This window comes from Roseomonas gilardii, from assembly GCF_001941945.1.
GTDB lineage: Bacteria > Pseudomonadota > Alphaproteobacteria > Acetobacterales > Acetobacteraceae > Roseomonas.
On record NZ_CP015583.1, the window covers coordinates 1,390,574 to 1,407,653 of the forward strand.

Annotated in this window: 17 protein-coding genes; 5 read left to right on the plus strand and 12 right to left on the minus strand. The window is 71.0% G+C overall.

Going from position 1 to position 17,080, the window contains the following annotated elements; translation table 11 throughout:
- Positions 1-28: 28 nt before the first annotated feature.
- The gene (gene rutA / locus RGI145_RS06195; RefSeq protein ID WP_075797676.1) at positions 29-1,108 is read left to right on the plus strand and encodes a pyrimidine utilization protein A; all 1,080 of its coding nucleotides are present in this window, start codon (positions 29-31) and stop codon (positions 1,106-1,108) included.
- A 45-nt stretch (positions 1,109-1,153) separates the two neighbouring features.
- Here the strand turns inward: rutA and RGI145_RS06200 are convergent, their stop codons facing one another.
- Positions 1,154-1,603 (minus strand): bleomycin resistance protein, encoded by a 450-nt coding sequence (locus RGI145_RS06200; RefSeq protein ID WP_075797677.1) that lies wholly within the window; start codon positions 1,601-1,603, stop codon positions 1,154-1,156.
- 102 nt (positions 1,604-1,705) lie between these two features.
- Between RGI145_RS06200 and RGI145_RS06205 the strand changes: the two genes are divergently transcribed.
- Positions 1,706-3,130 carry an amidase family protein gene (locus tag RGI145_RS06205; protein WP_083670479.1) on the plus strand — a complete coding sequence of 475 codons (1,425 nt, stop codon included), beginning with the start codon at positions 1,706-1,708 and terminating at the stop codon, positions 3,128-3,130.
- Positions 3,131-3,164: 34 nt separating this feature from the next.
- Here RGI145_RS06205 and RGI145_RS06210 read toward each other — a convergent pair whose 3' ends face one another.
- Positions 3,165-4,301, minus strand: a complete 1,137-nt coding sequence (locus RGI145_RS06210) for an aldo/keto reductase (protein WP_075797678.1) — start codon at positions 4,299-4,301, stop codon at positions 3,165-3,167.
- 133 nt (positions 4,302-4,434) lie between these two features.
- The gene (locus RGI145_RS06215) at positions 4,435-6,096 is read right to left on the minus strand and encodes a tannase/feruloyl esterase family alpha/beta hydrolase (RefSeq protein WP_075797679.1); all 1,662 of its coding nucleotides are present in this window, start codon (positions 6,094-6,096) and stop codon (positions 4,435-4,437) included.
- Positions 6,097-6,259: 163 nt separating this feature from the next.
- Between RGI145_RS06215 and RGI145_RS06220 the strand changes: the two genes are divergently transcribed.
- Complete coding sequence (locus RGI145_RS06220; protein ID WP_075797680.1) at positions 6,260-7,453, plus strand: M20 family metallopeptidase; 1,194 nt, start codon at positions 6,260-6,262, stop codon at positions 7,451-7,453.
- A gap of 203 nt (positions 7,454-7,656) precedes the next feature.
- A complete protein-coding gene (locus tag RGI145_RS25405; protein ID WP_167668245.1) occupies positions 7,657-7,827 on the plus strand; it encodes a putative hemolysin in 171 nt (56 codons plus the stop codon).
- Here the strand turns inward: RGI145_RS25405 and RGI145_RS06230 are convergent.
- From RGI145_RS06230 to RGI145_RS06250, 5 genes are all read right to left on the minus strand, one after another.
- Positions 7,824-8,096 (minus strand): hypothetical protein, encoded by a 273-nt coding sequence (locus RGI145_RS06230; protein WP_075797681.1) that lies wholly within the window; start codon positions 8,094-8,096, stop codon positions 7,824-7,826. The genes RGI145_RS25405 and RGI145_RS06230 overlap by 4 nt on opposite strands.
- A 196-nt stretch (positions 8,097-8,292) precedes the next feature.
- Entirely contained in the window at positions 8,293-8,649 is a 357-nt protein-coding gene (locus RGI145_RS06235) for a hypothetical protein (protein WP_075797682.1), read from the minus strand.
- Positions 8,650-8,763: 114 nt separating this feature from the next.
- Positions 8,764-9,738 (minus strand): N-carbamoyl-D-amino-acid hydrolase, encoded by a 975-nt coding sequence (locus RGI145_RS06240; protein WP_075797683.1) that lies wholly within the window; start codon positions 9,736-9,738, stop codon positions 8,764-8,766.
- 41 nt (positions 9,739-9,779) lie between these two features.
- A complete protein-coding gene (locus tag RGI145_RS06245) occupies positions 9,780-10,271 on the minus strand; it encodes a GNAT family N-acetyltransferase (protein ID WP_167668246.1) in 492 nt (163 codons plus the stop codon).
- Between the two features lie 8 nt (positions 10,272-10,279).
- A complete protein-coding gene (locus tag RGI145_RS06250) occupies positions 10,280-11,659 on the minus strand; it encodes a dihydroorotase (RefSeq protein WP_075797685.1) in 1,380 nt (459 codons plus the stop codon).
- Between the two features lie 798 nt (positions 11,660-12,457).
- Between RGI145_RS06250 and RGI145_RS24955 the strand changes: the two genes are divergently transcribed.
- Positions 12,458-13,336, plus strand: a complete 879-nt coding sequence (locus RGI145_RS24955; RefSeq protein ID WP_156878452.1) for a histone — start codon at positions 12,458-12,460, stop codon at positions 13,334-13,336.
- Between the two features lie 98 nt (positions 13,337-13,434).
- Here the strand turns inward: RGI145_RS24955 and otnK are convergent, their stop codons facing one another.
- The 4 genes from otnK to RGI145_RS06275 are packed head-to-tail and all read right to left on the minus strand — an operon-like array spanning position 13,435 to position 17,029.
- Positions 13,435-14,694, minus strand: coding sequence for a 3-oxo-tetronate kinase (otnK, locus tag RGI145_RS06260; RefSeq protein ID WP_075797687.1), 1,260 nt, complete (start codon positions 14,692-14,694; stop codon positions 13,435-13,437).
- A gap of 33 nt (positions 14,695-14,727) precedes the next feature.
- Positions 14,728-15,594, minus strand: a complete 867-nt coding sequence (locus tag RGI145_RS06265) for a class I SAM-dependent methyltransferase (protein WP_075797688.1) — start codon at positions 15,592-15,594, stop codon at positions 14,728-14,730.
- A complete protein-coding gene (locus tag RGI145_RS06270) occupies positions 15,591-16,631 on the minus strand; it encodes a glycosyltransferase family 4 protein (protein WP_075797689.1) in 1,041 nt (346 codons plus the stop codon). Before RGI145_RS06270 ends, RGI145_RS06265 begins: the two co-directional genes overlap by 4 nt.
- Positions 16,628-17,029, minus strand: coding sequence for a 6-pyruvoyl trahydropterin synthase family protein (locus RGI145_RS06275; protein ID WP_075797690.1), 402 nt, complete (start codon positions 17,027-17,029; stop codon positions 16,628-16,630). The genes RGI145_RS06270 and RGI145_RS06275 overlap by 4 nt, the downstream gene beginning before the upstream one ends.
- Positions 17,030-17,080: the final 51 nt, after the last annotated feature.

A 17,080-nucleotide genomic window follows, 5' to 3' on the forward strand; every position in this document is an offset into this window, starting at 1 on the left:
CCGGGGCGCGCCGCCGAGGGGGTCGTTCATGGATATCGGTGTCTTCATCCCCATCAACAACAATGGCTGGATCATCTCGGAGACCTCGCCGCAATACATGCCGAGCTTCGATCTCAACAAGCGCGTGGTGCAGAAGGCCGAGGGCTATGGCCTGGATTTCGCGCTGTCGATGATCAAGCTGCACGGCTTCGGCGGCAAGACGGAATACTGGGACTACGGGCTGGAGAGCTTCACGCTGATGGCCGGGTTGGCCTCGGTGACGACGAGGATCAAGCTCTTCGCCTCGACCGCCGTGCTGACGCTGCCGCCGGCGATGGTGGCGCGGATGGCGGTGACGATCGACAGCATCTCCGGCGGCCGCTTCGGGGTGAACATCGTCTCCGGCTGGCACAAGACCGAGTACAGCCAGATGGGGCTGTGGCCGGGCGACGTGCATTTCGGCCGGCGCTACGACTACAGCACCGAGTATGTGACGATCATGAAGGAGCTGTGGGAGACGGGGGAGTCCGACTTCAAGGGCCAGTTCTTCCAGATGGACCACTGCATGCTCAAGCCCGCGCCGCAGGTGCCGATCAAGCTGGTCTCGGCGGGGCAGAGCGACCGCGGCATGGAGTTCGCGGCGCAGTACTGCGACTACAACTTCATCCTGGGCGAAGGGGTGAACGAGCCCCGCAAATGCGCGGCGCTGCCCGCGCGGATGCAGGCGGTGGGCGAGAAGGCCGGCCGCGATGTGGGCTCCTACGTGCTGTACATGCTGATCGCCGAGGAGACTGAGGAGGCGGCCTGGGCGAAGTGGGAGCTGTACCTCAAGGGCGCCGACAAGGAGGCGCTGGCCTACATGTTCGGCCGTGCGGCGGATGACAAGGACGCCTCGGGCACCTCGATGGCCGCCTCGGTGCTGCGCTCGGCCAGCGGCGTCAACTGGAACATGGGCACGCTGGTGGGCAGCTACGAACAGGTGGCGCACATGCTCGACGAGGCGGCGGGGATGCCGGGGGTGAAGGGGCTGATGCTCACCTTCGACGACTTCATCGAGGGCATGGACAAGTTCGGCCAGAAGATCCAGCCGCTGATGCGCAGCCGCGCGAAGGTGCTGGAGAAGGCCTGACCGCCCGGACGTCATCCGGAGACGGCCCGTTCCGCGAGGAACGGGTCAGCGGGCGGCGCGCCAGGGCCTGCGCCCCAGGCCGGTGAAGAAGCGCAGCAGGTAGCCATCCGGGTCGGCCAGCACGAACTGCCGGTTGCCGGCCTCGGTGTCATCCTGCCGGTACCAGCGATCCTCCAGCGGGATGACGATGGAGAGGCCGGAGGCCAGGGCGCCGTGATGCAGCGCCTCCACGTCCGGGACCTCGATCTGAAGGTTGATGCCGCGCCCATAGGGGTGTTCCAGCGGCGCGGTGCGGAAGCGTCGGCCAGGCCCCGCGGCCTCCTGCAGCATCAGGTGCACCTGCCGGTTCCCGTCGCCGCGCAGGAGATAGGCGAAGCGCTCCTCGGGGCGCGTGACATGGAAGCGGAAGCCGAGGGGTCCGCAATAGACGGCCAGAGTGCGGTCGATATCTGCCACGTCGAGCTCGGGCACCACGGGAGGCGGGCGAAAGGACATGCCCGCAGCCTGACATGGCAGCGGCATGGCAGCCATACGCGCCGCAGCCATACCGGACGTGGCCTATCCCGGCAGCGGGCATGGGCGCAGGATGCCGGCGCGATGGTGACAGCGATGACGACCAAGACCGATCCGGCGCTGATGAGCGCTGAGGAACTGCTCGCGCTCTATGCGCGCCGGGCGATCAGCCCCGTCGAGACCCTGAAGGCCGTGACCGAGCGGGTCGCGCGCTACAATCCCTGGGTGAACGCCTTTGCGGCGCTGAATCCCCGCGCACTGATGCAGGCGGGGGAGAGCGAGGCGCGCTGGGCCGCCGGGCGGCCGCTGGGGCCGCTGGACGGCGTGCCGGTGACGGTGAAGGACCTGCTGAACGTGGCGGGCTTCCCGACCCGGCGCGGCAGCAAGATCACCGACGCCACCCCGGCGCCGGAGGATGCGCCGGCGGTGATGGGGCTGAAAGCGGCGGGGGCCGTCATCCTGGGCAAGACCACCACCACGGAATTCGGCTGGAAGACGCCGGGCGACTGCCCGCTGCACGGCATCACGCGCAATCCCTGGGACCCGCGGCGGACTCCGGGCGGCTCCTCCTCCGGCGCCGGGGCGGCGGGGGCGGCCTGTTTCGGGCCGTTGCATGTCGGCACCGATGCGGGCGGCTCGATCCGCATCCCGGCCGCCTATTGCGGGCTGGTGGGAGTGAAGCCGAGCTATGGCCGCGTGCCGCAATGGCCGCAGAGCGCCTTCGGCAGCGTCTCCTGCGCCGGGCCGATGACGCGCAGCGTGCGCGACGCGGCGCTGATGCTGGGCGTCATGGCGCGGGCGGATGTGCGCGATCCGTACTGCCTGCCGGACGAGCCGCGCGACTGGCGCCAGGGCATCGAGGGCGGCGTGCGCGGGATGCGGGTGGCGGTGATGCGCCGCCCGGGTTTCGCCGCGCCCCTGGATGCCGATGGCGAAGCCATGCTGCAACAGGCCGCCGACTGGCTGCGGCAGGAAGGTGCGCTGGTGGAGGAGGCCGATCCGGCCTTCCCCGATATCCGCGAGACCTTCGGCCGCGTCTGGGGTGTGGCGCTGGCGCGGATGGTGTCGCTGACGCCGGAGGCCAAGCGCGGCATGCTGGATTCCGGGCTGGAGGAGGTGGCGCGGCGCGAAGGTGGCATGAGCGCCATCGACTTCCTCGGCGCCGAGGCGGCGCGCACCCAGGCGGCCCATGCGGCGGGGCAGTTCCACCTGCGCTACGATCTGATCCTGGCGCCCTGCACGCCAACGGCGGCCTTCGGGGCGGATCAGCCGACCCTGCACCCCACCCAGGCGCTGTGGCGCGACTGGGCGCCCTGGACCGCTGTGTTCAACCTGACCCGGCAACCGGCGATCAGCGTGCCGGTGGGGCTGGATGGCGAGGGAATGCCGCGCGCCGTGCAGGTGGCGGCTGCCCAGGGGCGGGAGGATCTGTGCTTCCGCGCCGCGCGGGCGATCGAGCGGGCGGCCGGCTTCCCGCTGGCCGATCCGGACCTGGCGGCGAAGGCGTAGCCGGGGGACTCGCCCCCCTCGGCCCGCCGGCTGTTCAGGCCGTGGGCGTCGGTGCGCGGCGGTCGATCAGCCCTTCCTCCTTCATCTGCGCCCAGAAGCCCGCTGGAACGGTCGTGCGGAAGGATTCCGCGTTCTGGCGCGGCTGGTCCGGATGGCTGGCGCCGGGGATGAAGCAGGACACGGCGGGCTGCGCGTCGAGGAAGTGCAGGGCGGCGGTGCGGAGATCCACCTCGTGCTCCCGTGCCACGGCCTGCATGCGGCTGCGCTTGCGCTGCATCGGTTCGGGGATGGAGGAGCCGTAGTCGTAGCGATCTTTCCCGGCGAGGAAGCCGCCGTTGAGCGGGGCGCCGATCATCAGCGACACGCCCTTGGCCCGCACGGCGGGGATGATGCCGTCGAGCGCCCGGCCATGCTCGGCGAGCGAGTACTGCGTGGCGGCGAGGAAGATGTCGGGCTCCGCCACCTCCAGCGCGGCGAGGATGGGTTCCGGGTCGTTCACGCCCATGCCCCAGGCCTTGATGATGCCCTCCTCCTTCATCCTCTGGAGCGCCGGGAAGGCGCCCTTGCGGGCCTCCTCGAAGGCCTCGCGCCAGGGCCGGCCGAGATCGCGCTCGTTGCCGGGCGAGAGGTCGTGGACGAAGACGATGTCGATGCGCGAAAGGCCGAGGCGCTGCAGGCTGTCCTCGATCGAGCGGCGCGTGCCATCGGCGCTGTAGTCGTAGCGATAGCGGAAGGCGGGGGCCTCGGCCCAGTTGGCGACGCGGCGCAGGGCCAGTCCCGCATCCGGCTCCAGCACGCGGCCGACCTTGGTGGAGAGGGTGAATTCGTCGCGCGGCTTGGTGCTGAGCACGGCGCCGATGCGACGCTCGCTGCGGCCCAGCCCGTACCAGGGCGAGGTGTCGAAGAGGCGCATCCCGGAATCCCAGGCGGATTCCACCGTGGCGATGGCGGTGGCCGGGGAGACCACCTTGCCGAAGCCGTTGCTGAGCGGCTGGCAGCCGAGGCCCAGGCGCTGCGGCGGACGCCAGCGGCCGGAGGCGCCGGGATCGTTCATGGGCAATGCCGCTCCCGCGGGGTCCCTGGCCGGGGTGGTCTGCGCCGCCGCCGGGCGGGCGAGGAAGGCCGCCGTGCCGAGAGCAGCAGCGGAAAGGAGGGCGCGGCGTTCGGTCACAGGTCATCTCCCGCGGGTTGCATAGCTGGGAGATGAACGTTCCTTCACCTTGGACTGTTGCGTTGCAGTGTGTTGCGGCCCCCGGGGCGACGGAGGGCGGGGAAGGCAGGCACCTGCCCCGCCCACCCGTTCCTCAGCCCGGGTCGCGGCAGGCGAAGCTCGCCGCCTCGTCGGGATTGCCCTTGCCGTCATAGGTGGCGACCTGCGGATAGGGGCAGAGCGGCCGGGTGCGAGCGACACGGTCGCCGGCGCGCTGGGCGGCCGGGATGCTATCCGGTGCCTTGCCGGACTCGACCCATTCGACCAGCGAGGTCATGGCATCGAAGCTGTCCGTGCCGAAGCCGCCCCGGCAATGGAACATGCCGGGCACCATGAAGAGGCGGAAGAAATCGGGCGTGGCGTCGCCGTTCTTCGCCCTGGCCTTCTCGTAGTACTCCACGCTCATCAGCGGCGTCAGCGCCGTGTCCGCCCAGCCATGGTACATGATCAGCTTGCCGCCGCGCCGGCGGAAGCCGGAGAGGTCCGGATCGGTGGCGTTGATCAGGCTGCGGGCGGCGGACATGCGTTCCGGATCGCGCGCGAAGTCGAAGCTGGCCGGGTCGAAATCCGGGCGTGGCTTTCCGAAGGCCATGTTCTGCATGAAGGTCATGGCGTATTCGAACTGCCGCGAGGGCTGGCCGGGCAAGGGGATGATCCAGCGCGTCCAGCCGCCCGCGACATCCGAGCCGCCGGGCAGGCTGGGGCCGCTGGCCTCGGACCCCACCGGGAAGCCATGGAAATAGGGCTTGCCATCGGGCAGGCGGATGCCGGAGTTGATGGCGGAAATGGCGCGGGCCTGCGGTGTGGTCAGGCAGTCATCGCCATCCTGGCCCGCCGCGCACTGTTTCACGTCGCGCGCCGGGTCGAAGTCGCAGCGGCGCGGATCGGCGAGAAGCCCGTCCTTCAATCCGTCGGCGGCATCGCAGCGCGCCATCACTGCCTGCGAGACGGTGCTCATCTTGGCCGTGGTGAGGCCGCTGCCGCGCAGGGCACGGTCGTTCCAGATGTAGTTCACCATGGTATCGACGAAATTCGAGACCGGTGCGCCGGCCAGGATGCCGTCGAAGTCGTCCGGGAAGCGCTGCGCCGAGATCAGCCCCTGCCGGCCGCCGGTGGAACAGGCATCCCAGTAGGAATAGGCGGGCGGGCGGCCGTAATAGGCGGCGGTGGCGCGCTTGGCCTCCTCGACCGTGCGGTGGACGGCGCGGAAGGCGTAATCGACCATCTTCGCGGCGTTGCCGGCGAAGCTGCCCAGCGGCTCGCGCTCCGCGTCATGGCCCGTGTTGTTGCTGGCGACCACGAACCCACGGCGCAGCGCGGCCTCCCGCGTATCGCGCCGCGCGGGCGCATCGAGGTCCTCCCCGGCATAGCCGCCATTGCCGAACATGTAGAAGCGGCGGTTCCAATGCTCCGGCAGATTCACCTCGAACTGGATTTCCGGCGCGATGACGCCGCGCAGGCGGCAATAGGCGGGGATATCGCCCGTGGCCGCGAAGCTGGTGGCGGAGACGATGGTGACCTCGCCGCCGGAAAGCCCGGCACGCAGGGCGTCGCAACTCCGCTGCGGCTGTTGCGGCGCCAGGGTATAGGGCACGCCGGATTGCGCGGCGCGGGAGAAGGTGCCGGTGCCGGCGCTTTCCGAGATGCCCTGCGCCGCGCCCGATGGCTGCTGCGGCGCGGGCTGGGCCGCGAGCGGCGCGGCGCCCAGCAGCGTGGCGGCGACGGCCAGGCGCAGGCCGGTTCTACCGTAGGTCATGCTTTTTCCTCCCCGATCGGGATGGCGGATTCGTACCGCCGCTGGGCAGGAGGCTAACCCGCGCCGGCGCGCGGCGTGAACCGCATGTCGGGACGGCATGGCATCTCCCGGGTGTGCCGCGCTTCTGCTACGACCGCAGGCCGCGCAGTCGAGGAGAGCGAGCATGTCCGCAGACACCACCGAGGCCCGTGTCCTGGATTGGCTGCAGCAGCATGAGTCCGGAATGGTCGCGTTGCTGGAGGCCATGGTGAACACGGATGGCGGCTCCTACGACAAGGCGGGCGTGGATGCGGTGGGCGCCATCGCCAGCCGCTTCCTGGCCGAGCACGGCATCCCCGTGGAGACCGTACCGGGCGAGCGCTTCGGCGACTGCCTGCGCGCCACGGTCGAGGCGGGCGAGGGCGCCGCGCAGGCCAGCGGCAACCGGCAGCGCAACATCCTGCTGATGGGGCATCGCGACACGGTCTTCCCGAAGGGCGAGCCTGCGCGGCGCCCCTTCCGCATCGAGGACGGGCGCGCCTATGGCCCCGGCGTGGCCGACATGAAGGCCGGGCTGGTGATGAACATGTTCGTGCTGGCGGCCTTCAAGGCGATCGGCGGCGCGCCGGGGCCGCTGGTCGGCCTGTTCACGGGCGACGAGGAGATCGGCTCGCCGGAAGGGCGGCCGGTGATCGAGGCGGAGGCGCGCAACGCCCGCGTCGTCTTCAACAGCGAACCCGGGCGGCCCACCGGCAACGTGGTGACGGGGCGCAAGGGCGGCGTCTTCATGGTGATGGATATCGAGGGCCGTGCCGCGCATTCCGGCGGCAACTTCGAACGCGGTATCAGCGCCATCGGCGAGCTGGCGCGGAAGATCGTGGCGATCCACGCCCTGACCGACCTGGAGCGCGGCATCACGCTGAATGTCGGGCTGGTGAGCGGCGGCCAGAGCGTGAACACCGTGGCGCCGCACGCCCAGGGGCAGATCGACCTGCGCTATGTCGATCCGGCGGACCGCGAGGAGATCATGGGGAAGATCCACGAGATCATCGCGACCTCCTACGTACCCGGCACGAAGGCGGTGCTGACCATCAAGGGCGAGTTCCTGCCGCTGGTGCAGGACGCGGCTGCGAAGCGTCTCTTCGATGCCTATCGCGGCGCGGCGGCCGAGACGGGCCTCAAGGTCGAGGGGGAATTCGCCGGAGGCTGCGCCGACAGCGGTTTCACCGCCGCCGTGGGCGCGCCGACCCTCTGCTCCGTGGGGCCGGTCGGCGGGCTGGCGCACAGCCCGGAGGAGTACCTGGAGATCGGCAGCATGGTGCCGCGTGCCCAGGCGCTGGCCCGGGCGATCCTGGGGCTGGAGAAGGCTGGGCTCTGAGCCCCGGCCACAGCCGCACGGCCGGGCCTGCGTTGCACCGGCATGGGAAGGAGACGGGTGCCATGAGGTATCGGGGATGGACGCCACTGGCCGCACTGGCCCTCGCTCTTCTCGCTGGCTGCGGAGGCGCGCAGGGCAGCGACAGGACATCAGGGGAGGCAGGCCAGGGCGAAAGCCGATCCACGGCGGGACCTGTGGCCGGCATGCCGAATCCCGCCTCTGTCTTCTGCCGCGACCAGGGCGGCATGACGCAGTTCCAGAAGCAGGCGGATGGCGGTGTGATCGGCCTCTGCCGCTTCCCGGATGGCCGTGTCTGCGAGGAATGGTCCTTCTTCCGCAGCAAAACCTGCCTGCCGCCGCGCCAGCCCGGCTAGCGGGCCGGGGCGCCCCGCTGCGAAAGGCGGGGCGCGGGGCTTTCCGTCAACCGTGCCTTTTCCGCCGCCCAGGCCTCGCGGCGCAGACGTCGGCCCTCATCCTCGCGCTCGGCCGAATCGGTGCCAGGAGAGGGCCTGGAGCGCCCCATGCCGCGGGCATCCTCCGCGAAGAGGTTGCCGAAGCTGCGGTCGAACAGGCTGTCCAGCATCGCGGCCGCGGCGGGTGTGCCGGACGCCAGGAGCAGCGACAGGACCAGGAGGGCAGGCATCCGGCTCGGGCCTTCATGAAGCGTGTTGGGGGATGCTGACCGCAGGGGCCGCCCCTGACGGGCCAAGCATCGCCGGCGGCAACCTTCCTCTAGCACCAGGGTGGGGGAAGGGCGACGGGGGCCTCGTACAACTCCACGTTGCCAGTGGCCTAGTGACGGGGAGTTGCGTGGCGCCGCTGCCCCGGCGTGTCCCGCCCTAGCGAATCTGCTGTTGCAGCAGGGGCGTTGCCTCGGGGCCGCCTGCCTGCGGGCCGGTGCCCGGCGGGCGCTGGAGATGCGCCCCGCCCCGGACGTTGTCGGCGGGTGCCCCCTGCTGGCTGAGGTCCGGGGCGCGATCGGCCTCCAGCATCCCCGCCCGCGTCATCGCCGCCGAGCGGTTCTGCGGCGCTTCCGTCGGGGGCTGCTGGTTGAGGATGTCCTTCTGCTGCTCCCGCCGGAATTCCTGGTCCAGCTGCTGCTGGGCCTGGCGGGCGGCATCCTGCGCCCAGGCGGCACCGATCATGACGGGGCTGGCCAGGCTGGCGGCGAGAACCGCCATGACGACGCGCTTCATGGCTCGATGGTCTTCCTGTTCCGTTTCCCCAGGAACGCGGCAGGAAGCCCATCGTTCCCAGGGAGCAGCCCCCGAAGACCTATCCGGCTGGTCCGGACCCCGTCCCGCCCAGCCTCAGCGGCGCGCGCCGCCGGGTTGCCAGACGGGCGGTTCGACGGAGCCCACCTGTTCCACGATGCGGCCATAGGCCTCGGGGCGGCGATGGGCAGCGAAGTTGAAGATGGTAGTGCGGCCCAGCTTGCACATGTCCAGATCGCAATCCGCCACGATCAGCTCGTCGTCCCAGGAGGTCGCCTGGGCCATGATCTCGCCCTGGGGATTGCAGATGATGGAATGGCCGAAGAGCTCGTGCCCGTCCTCCACGCCGCCCTTGGCCACGCCGACGCCGAAGCAGGCATTCTGGTAGCAGCCGGACTGGATCGAGAGATGGCTGTGCAGCACCCGCAGGTGATGCGCCTCGAAGCCACGACGGTCCTGGTTGATGCTGGGGGTGTTGTAGCCGAGCATGACCAGCTCGACCTGCTGCAGCCCGAGCACGCGCCAGGCCTCCGGCCAGCGGCGGTCGTTGCAGATCAGCATGCCGACATTCACCTGCTGCTCGCCGATGGGTGCGCGCGTCACCGGGAAGCCGAGGTCGCCGATCTCGAAATAGCGCTTCTCCAGGTGCTGCACCTGCCGGATCGGGTCGTATTCCTTGTGCCCGGGCAGGTGGATCTTGCGGTACTTCAGGACGATCTCGCCCGAGGGATGGACGAAGACGGCGGTGTTGAAGCGGCGCCCGTCCGGCGTCTTCTCGGCATAGCCCAGATGGAAGGCGATGCCGTATTTCCGCGCGGCCTCGAAGAGAGGCGCGGTTTCGTTGGAAGGCAGCGCCGTCTCGTACCAGTGGTCGGCATTGGCGGTGTCCTCCTCGTACCAGCGCGGGAAGAAGGTGGTCAGCGCCAGTTCGGGGAAGACGACGACCTGGGCACCGCGCTGGTGGGCACGTTCCATGAGCCGGACCATGCGGCCGACCGCGACGTCGCGGCCTTCCGCCTTCTGGATGGGGCCGAGCTGTGCGCCGGCCACGGTGATGAGTCGCTGTGTCATGGGGGCAGGGAGGTACACCCGGTTCCGCCCCGCGCCAATGCTCAGGATGCGGGCGTGGGATCGTCCAGACTCAGCTTCATGCCACTATGGGTGGCAGAAAAACCCAGTTGCTCATAGAAGCGGCGTGCCTCGGCGCGGCTGGCATGGGTGGTAAGTTGCATCAGCCTGCAACCCGCCGCCCGGGCCCGGCCGATGGCGTGGCGCATCAGCGCCGTGCCCAGGCCACGCCCGCGATGGGTGGAAGCGATGCGGACGCTTTCCACCTGTGCCCGCAACCCGCCCTGGTGCGACAGATGCGGCAGCAGCATGAATTGCAGGCAACCGACCGGCTCGCCCTCCGCATCCTCTGCCAGGATCACCGACCATCCGGGCAGGGCGGCGATGGCGGCGAAGGCCTGCTCATAGGCGGCAGAGAGCGTGGCATCGGCACCATGGGCGGCCGGTGCCTCGCGTTGCGCGCCGAAGCCATCGTCGGCCATCAGGCGCACGATGGCAGGCAGGTCGGCGGCGGTGGCATCACGGAAACGGAGCATGGCGTGCGTCACCCTATATAGGTGTCACGGTGCTGGCGCGGCACGAAGCCTCCGGTGCCGGGCTTCGCCAGGACATTCCGTCCGTCCCAGATGCAGGCACCGCGCAGATAGGTGGCGGCGACGCGCGCCTTGACCGGGCGTCCGTCATAGGGTGACCAGCGGGCGTCCTCCCGGTCCCGGATCTCGGCGGCATCGAAGGTGAAGTCGCCGCGCTCCATGACGCAGAGATCGGCATCCGCGCCGACGCGGATGGCACCCTTCCTCGGGAAGAGGCCGTGGAAGCGGGCCGGGCGCTCGGCGCAGTAGAGCGCCATGAACTGCGGCGAGAGGCCGCGCTCGGCCAGCAGGGAGTACATGACGGGCGCGAAGGACTGCATGCCGGTGAGACCGGCGCCGACGGCGAAGATGTCGCCCCGGTAGATCTTCTTCTCGCGCGGCCAGGGGGCGTGGTCGGTGGAGACATAGGCGATGCGCCCGGCCAGCAGCTCCTCCCACATGCGCTCCACCTCCTCTGCCGTGCGGAAGGGCGGGTTGCACTTGCCGAAGCCCTCCAGGCGGACGAGGTCCTCCTCGGTCATGCACAGATACTGCAGGCAGGCCTCGCCCGTGGCCTTGCCGCCGGCACGCCGGAAATCCTCCGCCATGCGGAAGCCGCGGGCGATGGAGGAATGCGCCATGTGGACATGCGCACCCGTCTCCAGCCCGATCTCGAAGATCTCGCCATCCGCCATGCTCTCGGCCAGAGGCGGACGGGTGCGGCAATGCATGATCGGGTCGGTGCGCCCCTCTGCCTTCGCCTGGGAGGTCAGGAACTCGACCATCTCCTGGTCCTCGTTGTGGACGGAGACCATCAGCCCGGTCTTCGCGATCTCCCGGAAAGCCTCGACCATGGTGATGTGGTCGATCCGGGGAAAGCGGTTCTCGTCGTACTCATAGGTCGAGAGCTTGAAGGAGCAGGCGCCCGCCTCGGCCAGGGCGGGGATCGCCTCCACCCCGCCACGCTTGCGGATGGTGCCGTACAGGGCGATGTCCACATGCGCCAGCCGCTCCACCCACTCCACCTTCTCGCGGAAGATCTCGGCATCCGTCACCGCGCGCGGCACGTCATAGGGCATGTCCACGCAGGTGGTGACGCCGCCGGCGGCGGCCGACATGGTCGCGCCCTCGATGCCGGGAAAACCGACCGCGCTGCCGGTGTGCATGTGCCCATCCACCAGGCCCGGCAGCACGAGATCGCCGCGATGGTCGGCCACGGCGCGGGCGGCGGGCGGTTCGCCCTCACCGATTCCCGCGATGCGGCCGGCGCTGACGGCCACCCAGCCATCGGCGAGGATTCGGTCGGGAAGCACCAGCTCTCCCCGGATCAGGGAGTCGTAGGTCTGGCTCATCGGGGCTGCCTCACGGTTGATCGCGTCATCGTGTCTGCGGATGGGCGCGACGCTAGACCCGTTGCGTCGGAAGCGCGAGGGTGGCGCGAGACAGGAGGGACCGGGCGGATGCCGGTACCGCCCCGGCATGGCGGCGGGGCAGGGCAGCCGGCTGCCGCACGTCGCCGACGGAACGGCGACATCCCTGTCCTGCAAAGGCCGGACGTGAAAGCGCGAATGCCTGCCCGGCCATGGCGAAGCCCCGGAACGGAGGATCGCCGGAACGTGGAGCCGACAGCCTGTCGCGGAAGATGCACCCCCGGCGACGATGGCGCGAAGCGCGGCAACGTGGCGGTGATCGTATCCACGCCGTGCATCCGGCGACATGCAGCGGAGCGCGCAGGACAGAGGTGGCACGCGTTTTCGTTGACAAGCATCGGGTGCATCCCGATAGCGTGCGTCACGCGCCATGATTCGCGCGATTCGTTTGAAGCGACGCACGGCTGGGTGTCGGATGCGGCTTCGGCGAAAAGCCTCAGCAGGTGGTGTCGCGGAACGAGGAACGGTTCGGAACCAGGAGCCAGCATGGAAGCTGGTCAGGCATCCCACAGCCGGGCGGTTGTCCCTGGTGGACAGGTTCGGGATGCGTTGTCCGGATGCGACCCCGGTGTCCGGGACGATCCGCCGGACAGGCCCGGCGACGTTCGGACCGGCACTTCAAGACATTCCTTTCGCGCGTGTTGCAGCCGGGGACGGCATGACGCGTTGCCGTTCCGGGCAAACAGACGACATCCTTCAGAATCGAGCAGGAGACCAGTCATGAGTGAAGAAACCGGCGAGAAGGCCCCGCGGGCCCAGGCCATGGCGGTGAGCACCACCCGTCGCAGCAGCACCAGCGCGCGCCGTGGCACCACCACCACCCGCAAGGCCCCGGCCGCGGCGAAGAAGCCCGCCGCGAAGAAGGCGGCAACCACCCGCACGGCCGCAGCCAAGAAGCCGGCCGCGAAGAAGGCGACGGCGACCCGGGCGGCCAGCACGCGCACGGCCACGGCGAAGAAGCCCGCCGCGAAGAAGGCGACGGCGGCGACCCGCCGCACGGCGACCACGCGTACGGCCACGGCGAAGAAGCCCGCCGCGCGGAAGACGGCGACCGCCGCCCGCACCACGACGGCGCGCAAGCCCGCCGCGAAGAAGGCGACGACGGCGACCCGTCGCACGGCGACCACGCGCACCGCCGCGGCGAAGCCGGCCGCGAAGAAGGCGACGACGACCCGCCGCGCCGCCGCCACGCGCACGACCACGGCGAAGAAGCCCGCCGCGCGGAAGACGACCACCGCCGCCCGCAAGGCGCCGGCCCGCACCGCCGCCAAGCCCGCCGCGCCGAAGCGCGCCGCCACCGCCCGCAAGGCCACGACGCGCAGCGCCGCCAAGCCCACCACGCGACGCGTCGCCACGGCCCGCAAGCCGGCGACCCGCACGGCGGCGCCGAAGCCCGCCACGACGCGCGGCACGTCCCGCAAGCCCGCCGCCGCCAAGCCGGCCGCGACCGCGTCCAGCACGCGCTCCGAGGCCGCGAAGAAGGCCGCCGTGACGCGTGCGCGCCGCAAGGCCGAGGCCGCCTCGATCGTGACGACGCCGGAGCCGGTGATGGATCTGCCGCCCGTGGTCGCCAATGACGGCGAACCGCAGGAGGATTGAGGCGGATCGCCTGACGGACGGGACCTGCCCTTCCGGGCGGCCCCGTTCCGGAGGTCCGTGAAAAGGGGCGCCACGGCGACGCGGCGCCCCTTTTCACGTCAGGTCATATCCTCGAAGGCGCGCAGGAACATGTCGCGCCCGCCGAAATTGCCGGATTTCAGCGCGAGGTGCAGCCCGGGCGGATCGGCGAAGGTCCAGGGCACGCCAGGCGCGATCTCGCCACCGATGCGCAGGCTTCGCACGCCCAGCCGCTGCACCACGGCCCCCGAGCTTTCCCCGCCTGCCACGAGGAGCCGGCCGACGCCGCGTTCCGCCAGCCCCGCCGCGATCGCGGCCAGCGCTTCCTCCACCATCGCGCCTGCCGCCTCGCGTCCCAGGCGCCGCTGCAGCAGCGCCACGCGATCGGGCATGGCGGAGGTGGCGATCACCACCGGACGGTCTTCCCGCAGCTTGCCATCCACCCATCCCAGCGCGGCGGCGACCATCGCCGGACCGTCCTGCGTCAGCGGGTCGAGTTCCAGCACGGGCAGATGGTCACGCGCGAAGCCGATCTGCCCCAGCGTGGCGCGGGAGCAGGACCCCGCCAGCACGGCGCCATGCCCCCGCATGGGCGGCAGCACATCGGCATCGTCGCGGGATGGCAGCAGCCCGGCGCGGCGGAAATTCTCCGGCAGGCCCATGGCGATGCCGGAGCCGCCGACGAGCAGCGGATGCGCCGCCGCGGCCTCGCCGATCGCCACCAGATGCGCGTCGGTCAGCGCGTCGAGGATGGCATAGCGCCGGCCGGATTCCGCGAGGCGCGTCATGGCCTGGCGGATCGCCCCCGCACCCCGTTCCACCGTGCCGAAGCCCACCAGCCCGACGCCGCCATCCGTCTGGCGCGACAGCACGCGCACCAGGTCGGGGTCGCACATCGGGGTCAGGGGATGGTCCTGCATCCCGCTCTCGCTCAGCAGCCGGCTGCCGACGAAAAGATGCCCCTGGTACACGGTGCGGCCATTCGCCGGAAACGCCGGGCAGGCGAGCGCGAAGCCCGCCTGCAGACGGCGCAGCAGCGCATCCGCCACCGGGCCGATATTGCCCGCGTCGGTGCTGTCGAAGGTGGAGCAGACCTTGAACAGGATCTGGCGCGCCCCCGCCGCCAGCAGGGCCTCCAGCGCCGCCAGGGACCGCGCCACCGCCTCCGGCGCGGGGATGGTGTGGGACTTCAGCGCCACCACCACGGCATCGGCTTCGGGGAGCGGCCCGTCCGGCACACCGATCACCTGGATCGTGCGCATGCCATGGCGCACCAGCATGGAGGCGAGGTCGGTCGCCCCGGTGAAATCATCCGCGATGCAGCCCAGAAGAAGGGGCATGGTGCAGTCTCCTCGGTGCGAGGGGGCGTTGGATCAGCCCGCGGCAGGAAGCGCCAGCAGGTCGCGATGCCCGATCACTGCCCGCAGGCGGTTCTGTCGCCACTGACGGCTGCGGGCCTCGGTCCAGGCCTCGATGCGGCGCGGCTGCCGCAGATGGGCGCTCGCCGCATCGGCATGGCCGAGCACCAGCTCCAGCAGCAACTCGCGATGGCGGCGCGGCCCGAGCTCCCAGGCCGACCCCGCCTGCTCCACCGAGAAGCCGCGCGCGGCGAAGGCACGTGCCGCCGCCGCCGGGGCGCCACCGCCCAGGGCTGGTCCGTCGAAGCCCTTGTCGCGCCGCTGGTCGCGGCGGAAGGCCTGCGCCACCACGCCGTCGAGCGGATGCGGCGGCAGGAAGCGGTCGCGCCCGTCCACGGTCATGGAGGCATAGAAGGGGCATTCGACCACATCGGCCAGATCCTCCAGCCAGTCCTCGGACACGAGGTCCAGCAGGGCGGAACAGACCACCGCATCGGCGCCACGCTTCGGCAGCCAGTCCGGCGCGTCGGCGAGATCGGCGATCAGCCCTTCCACCCGCCAGGCACCCTCGGGCGCATGGACCAGCAGGGTCCGCTTGTTCGGCGCGCTCACCGTCAGGCCGATGCTGTCCGCGCGGCGGGCGATGGTGTCGAAGGCCTCCTCCACCAGCGCGGCGTCGCTGTCCACCAGCGTCCAGGCCTGCGCGCCGCCGATCCTGGGGGCGAGCCAGCGGAACAGGCTGCCGGTGCCCGCGCCGAGATCGACCAGATGCGGGCGCTTCGGCAGCAGGGAGACGAGGCGTTCCGCCAGCGCGGGATCGCGCGCGAAGGCGTCGGCGGGCTCGCGCAGCGCCAGCCAGGTGGCGTCGAAGCTCTCGCTCACGCCGCGCCCTCCAGCAGCGCCGCGAAGGCATCGGCGCGATCCTCCCAGCGCGGCAGCCGCTGCCCGGCGGCCCAGGAAGCATCGGCCATCTTCCGGCGCAGCAAGCGGTCGAAGATCACGCGCCGCATCGCCTTGGAGAGGCTGGCGGAATCGCCCGGCGGCGAAGCGACACCGGCGCCGGGCGGCATCAGCTCCGCCAGCGCACCGCCCTTGGTGATCGCCAGCGGCAGGCCGCGCGCCATGGCTTCGGCCACCGCCATGCCATAGCCCTCCCAGTGGGAAGCGAGGGTGAAGACGTCGCTGCGGGCATAGAGTGCCTCCAGCGCCGCGCCGGTGACGGGGCCGGCGAAGGTGACGCGTTCCTCCAGATCCAGCTCCTTCGCCAGCGCGCGCAGCGCGGCGGCGCAGGCGGGGTCGGCATCCGGCCCGGCAATGGTCAGGTGCCAGTCGAGGTCCATGAGCCGCGCCACGGCGCGCAGCAGCACGTCATGCCCCTTGCGCGGCACGAGGACGCCGACGGCGAGGAGCTGGCAGGTCTCGCCGCCCGATCCCGGGGCACGCGGCGCCGGGTCGGTGCCCGGCTCCACCACAGCGACGCGTCCGGCCTCCACGCCGAACTCGCGCGGCAGGCTTTCGGCGGTCAGCGGCGAGGTGGCGACGAGGCGAGAGAGGCGCGGATAGAGGATCTCCTCGCGCCGCCGCAGCTCCGCGCGAGTGGCGTCGTCATGGCCCGTCTCGATGCAGGTGGGATGGTGGATCAGCCCGATGGCGCCGCGCTTCGCCAGCTCCTCCACCAACGGCGCGAAGGCGGGAAGGCCGAGGCTGTCCAGCACGATCCGCTCCTCCGCCGCGCAGGCGGCGAGCGCCTCGCGCGCCGAGGCTTCCGCCGCCGCATCGGGCATTGGATGCCGGCCGGCGAGCTCCACCACGCGCACCGCATGGCCGCGTTCGCGCAGCCCGGCGGTGATGCGGCGGTCATAGCCGTAGCCGCCGCTTACCGCGTCGAAAGGGGCGGGGACGAGGAAGGCGATGTTCATGCCACCGCGCCCTCATAGGCTGCCCAGGCCAGCGGGCTCTCGCGCAGCAGGATCTTCAGCGACTGCACGGCGCGTCCGCCATCGCCGAGCTTACCGTCCCGCAGGGCGGCCGAGAGCAGCCCATGGATATGCGCGCAGAGGAATTCGGTGGTGGTGTTCTGCCCGGCCAACTCGGGCACCTCGTCGAGGTTGCGGTAGTCCAGCCCGTCCAGGATGCGGCGCAGCTCGACCCGCGCGGCGGCGATGTCCACCAGCAGGTTCGCGCCGTCCAGCCGCGCGGCGCGGAACTCCGCCTCCACGACGAAGGTGGCGCCATGGACGCGCTGGGCGGGGCCGAATTCCACGCCGCGAAAGGAATGGGCGATCATGATGTGGTCGGCGACGGTCAGGCTGTACACGCGGAAGGAGCCTCCTGGCGAAGGGTTGGCGCGGCCGCCGGGCGAGGGTGT

Bases quoted from the DNA above. Each gene is read 5' to 3' on its own strand.
- rutA (WP_075797676.1), top strand. From the start codon at position 29: ATGGATATCGGTGTCTTCATCCCCATCAACAACAATGGCTGGATCATC.
- RGI145_RS06200 (WP_075797677.1), bottom strand. From the start codon at position 1,603: ATGTCCTTTCGCCCGCCTCCCGTGGTGCCCGAGCTCGACGTGGCAGAT.
- RGI145_RS06205 (WP_083670479.1), top strand. From the start codon at position 1,706: ATGGTGACAGCGATGACGACCAAGACCGATCCGGCGCTGATGAGCGCT.
- RGI145_RS06215 (WP_075797679.1), bottom strand. From the start codon at position 6,096: ATGACCTACGGTAGAACCGGCCTGCGCCTGGCCGTCGCCGCCACGCTG.
- RGI145_RS06220 (WP_075797680.1), top strand. From the start codon at position 6,260: ATGTCCGCAGACACCACCGAGGCCCGTGTCCTGGATTGGCTGCAGCAG.
- RGI145_RS25405 (WP_167668245.1), top strand. From the start codon at position 7,657: ATGCCGAATCCCGCCTCTGTCTTCTGCCGCGACCAGGGCGGCATGACG.
- RGI145_RS06230 (WP_075797681.1), bottom strand. From the start codon at position 8,096: ATGCCTGCCCTCCTGGTCCTGTCGCTGCTCCTGGCGTCCGGCACACCC.
- RGI145_RS06235 (WP_075797682.1), bottom strand. From the start codon at position 8,649: ATGAAGCGCGTCGTCATGGCGGTTCTCGCCGCCAGCCTGGCCAGCCCC.
- RGI145_RS06240 (WP_075797683.1), bottom strand. From the start codon at position 9,738: ATGACACAGCGACTCATCACCGTGGCCGGCGCACAGCTCGGCCCCATC.
- RGI145_RS06245 (WP_167668246.1), bottom strand. From the start codon at position 10,271: ATGCTCCGTTTCCGTGATGCCACCGCCGCCGACCTGCCTGCCATCGTG.
- RGI145_RS06250 (WP_075797685.1), bottom strand. From the start codon at position 11,659: ATGAGCCAGACCTACGACTCCCTGATCCGGGGAGAGCTGGTGCTTCCC.
- RGI145_RS24955 (WP_156878452.1), top strand. From the start codon at position 12,458: ATGAGTGAAGAAACCGGCGAGAAGGCCCCGCGGGCCCAGGCCATGGCG.
- otnK (WP_075797687.1), bottom strand. From the start codon at position 14,694: ATGCCCCTTCTTCTGGGCTGCATCGCGGATGATTTCACCGGGGCGACC.
- RGI145_RS06270 (WP_075797689.1), bottom strand. From the start codon at position 16,631: ATGAACATCGCCTTCCTCGTCCCCGCCCCTTTCGACGCGGTAAGCGGC.